The sequence below is a fragment of the Salifodinibacter halophilus genome, from assembly GCA_012999515.1.
GTDB classification, from domain to species: Bacteria; Pseudomonadota; Gammaproteobacteria; order Nevskiales; family Salinisphaeraceae; genus Salifodinibacter; species Salifodinibacter halophilus.
In genome coordinates, this window is the sequence record JABEEB010000020.1 from 1 (window position 1) to 457 (window position 457).

At 72.0% G+C, this 457-nt stretch carries 1 protein-coding gene; it reads right to left on the reverse strand.

Annotated features, from left to right (window positions below):
- Positions 1-171, reverse strand: a 171-nt coding sequence (locus HKX41_10475) for a hypothetical protein (protein NNC24558.1), incomplete at its 3' end; no start/stop codon positions are given.
- Between the last annotated feature and the right edge of the window lie 286 nt (positions 172-457).

Here is a 457-nt window from a genome sequence, read left to right on the forward strand (position 1 = left end):
CGCGCCGATGGCCGCGCGGTCGCGCGCCGGCGCGCGCCGGTCCGAGCCTGGATACGGCCCCAGATAGTCCGGCAGCGGCGCGACCCCGCGCAGCGCGAGCACGACCGCAAGCGCGAGCAACAAGCGCGGCGAAGCGCCCCACCACGCCGCGCGCAGAAGCGAAGTAGCCATCACAGGCCCCCGAAAGGCTGACGACCGACGAGGTCGATCCGGGGCGCGATGCTAGGCGTGCGGCGCGATTACAAGCTTGATGCGCGGCACGATTCCATCCGCCGATGACAAGCGTCAATGCGCGCGGATGATCGCACCGCCGGCCAGGATGACGGACGTCAGCGCACGGCGCTGACGGGCGCGGTCACAACACTTCGCGCGCCGCACCTGCGGCGCGCTCGGCCTTGAGTACGACCTCGCCGGTACGCAGATAACGCGGGACCGTCACGCCCCGCTCTCCCGGCAG